The 2,503-nt window shown below is 44.3% G+C and carries 3 protein-coding genes; all 3 read right to left on the bottom strand.

The window, feature by feature from the left end; translation table 11 throughout:
• Positions 1-211: 211 nt before the first annotated feature.
• Positions 212-988: a cobalt ECF transporter T component CbiQ gene (gene cbiQ, locus OGM63_RS21810; protein ID WP_263747757.1), complete on the bottom strand. Its 777-nt coding sequence runs from the start codon at positions 986-988 to the stop codon at positions 212-214.
• Between the two features lie 313 nt (positions 989-1,301).
• Positions 1,302-1,634: a PDGLE domain-containing protein gene (locus OGM63_RS21805; RefSeq protein ID WP_263747756.1), complete on the bottom strand. Its 333-nt coding sequence runs from the start codon at positions 1,632-1,634 to the stop codon at positions 1,302-1,304.
• A 13-nt stretch (positions 1,635-1,647) separates the two neighbouring features.
• Positions 1,648-2,352 carry a cobalt transporter CbiM gene (gene cbiM / locus OGM63_RS21800; protein WP_263747755.1) on the bottom strand — a complete coding sequence of 235 codons (705 nt, stop codon included), beginning with the start codon at positions 2,350-2,352 and terminating at the stop codon, positions 1,648-1,650.
• Positions 2,353-2,503 lie beyond the last annotated feature (151 nt).

Genomic DNA, 2,503 nt, shown 5'->3' with positions numbered 1-2,503 from the left:
TGGGAGTTGGGAGTTGGGAGTTGGGAGTTGGGAGTTGGGAGTTGGGAGTTGGGAGTTGGGAGTTGGGAGTTGGGAGTTGGGAGTTGGGAGTTGGGAGTTGGGAGTTGGGAGTTGGGAGTTGGGAGTTAGGAGTTGGGAGTTGGGAGTTGGGAGTTTTTTTAACCACGCTCCAACGCTCCCACGCTCCCACCAACAACTAACCACCAACAAATTACAAAATTAAGTAAACAGCTTGTCCAAGTAGTGCTAAAATGAGCGTCAAAGTTAAAGCGATCGCATCATTTCGTCCAGCTTCTGGTAATTTTTCTATCGGCATTATTCCTTGATAACCCCGCGACAGCATCGCTTGATGAACGCGATTTCCTCGCTCGTAAGTGCGGATAAACAGCGCTCCGATCATATTGCCAACTACCAAGCGGATACTACGATTGTTGTTCATCAAATTGCGCGATGCTGCTGCCCGTCGCATGATGTTAAACTCACCGATCAACACACCAATATAGCGATACATTGAAGCCAAAATTGCCACTAACAAAGGTGGGGTTCGCAGTTCAATTAAAGCATTAAGCAACGCCGATACCGAAGTTGTTAAAGTTAACAAATTCAACATCAGTAAAGATAGCAACGCCTTAGTAGTGACACTACCTAAAACAGTTAGCCCAACAGTAGTAATTTGCAGCGGACCCCAAGCCCAAAGCACTGTACCACCACCTCGAAACAAAGTACCCAAAAACACAACACCAACAAAACCGAACTCAACTGCTAAACGTTTTAGTAGCACACTGAAGGTGACTTTACTGAGTAATAAAATGCTTGCCACAGCCAAGCCATAAATCGCCCAAGTCCACCAATGTCCATTTGGCGTCAGGGCAATTGCAAACACAAGTAGCAATGTACATAGTATCCGGGTGCGGGGAGCGAGTTTGTGCCAGGGAGTAATCTGTTTACTATTAACATCAAGCGCTAATGCCCCAATATGCAGCAGCATCTAATAATTTTGGATTTGAGATTTTGGATTTTGGATTGATCAAAAAGAAGAGGTAAGGGTAAAAATTAAAGCTTAAAAAGGAATTTTCTTTTCTTCCCAGGAATGAGCGCAAAAACTCTCTTAAACTCTTATTCCTTCTCCTTAGGTCGACGCTTCGCGTCTCCGGAAGCCTCAAGGGAGAGAAGGCTTCCTTGGCTTACTTGGCTTACTTGGCGGTTCGTTTTTTAATCATTTCGCGTAAGTCGTACTTCCTTTTCCCCTCTTTTTTCTTGTTGTTTATTCTGAATCATCGGTGTACCGGGATTCATCATACTCAATCTTTAGATGAACTTGAACCACGTACAACTAATTTGCCAATTCCCCAAGCCAAGCCAAAAACGGCTAAAGTTCCGACTAAGCCAGCAATGGGAGTAGCTACAGCTTCCGGTACACCTCTAAGAGCATATTCATCAAAAACAGCGTAGAAAGGTAGCTTTTTAGCTGGTGCATCTTCATGTGCTTTATTGTCAAATTTGAGATCCTGTGAAACTCGATCCAACCCATCAGGGTTTTTACTAGCAAAGGGAGAAATAAAAATTGCAATTAGCAAAGCAATACCCAAACCAGCTATTACAAAAGCACGATTGCGCGGCGTATCATTAGTCATAGTTGAATCCCTATTAATAACGTGACACAGGACGAGAAACAACTGCCTTGCGTGGTGGATCGTAAAATAAATCCGGTCGAGTCCGCCAAATAAACGAAAGAGCTCCTACGGTAATTGCTGCCTCACCAATACCGATTAGTACGTGCCATGATGCCATCGCAGCCAAAGCCACCGTTAACGGAACTGTTCGAGATATGGCTAGTTCTACAGCACACACAACAGAGGCAACCACTACACTTGTCCAAGCTGCAACAGAGGAAGCAATCACCATTCCTGACAATTTATTACCACCAATGGCAAAGCGAATTGCTTTGTATAAGTAATAACCCCCAAATGTGCCAATCAACCCCATATTAAAAATGTTGGCACCCAGCACAGTCAAGCCCCCATCTTGGAATATTACACCTTGGACGATAAACACCGACACCATAACCAAAGAGCCAGCCCACGGACCCAACAAGGCACCTGCTAGGGTTCCACCCAAAAGGTGTCCGGAAGTGCCTCCAGGAATAGGGAAATTTATCATTTGAGCCGCAAAGATAAAAGCGGCACATACACCCATTAGAGGTACAGCTCGTTCTTGGTATTCTGTCTGCGCTCTCTTAAGTGCGAGTGCAATTAAAGCGATCGCAATTACCCATGTGACAGCGATAACAGGTAAATTCAGAAAGCCATCGGGGATGTGCATAGCTAACTGCGGCTGAGTTATCCTGTGCACCCAGCTTGAATATGTCATAAAAGCAAACACAATTATTTCCGTAATCTAAAGACTTTTTCTAGTCAGGTTAGGCAATATAGGCAACATTCGACATTAACTGAGAATTTCCTAATAATTCAATCCTATGGGGGGGCATTTTTACTTAAGTGGG

Origin of the sequence: Plectonema radiosum NIES-515, assembly GCF_025753815.1 — a bacterium.
GTDB lineage: Bacteria > Cyanobacteriota > Cyanobacteriia > Cyanobacteriales > Nostocaceae > Hassallia > Hassallia radiosum_A.
Note: the sequence above shows the minus strand (reverse complement) of the source record. Positions and strands in the feature narration are given on the sequence as shown.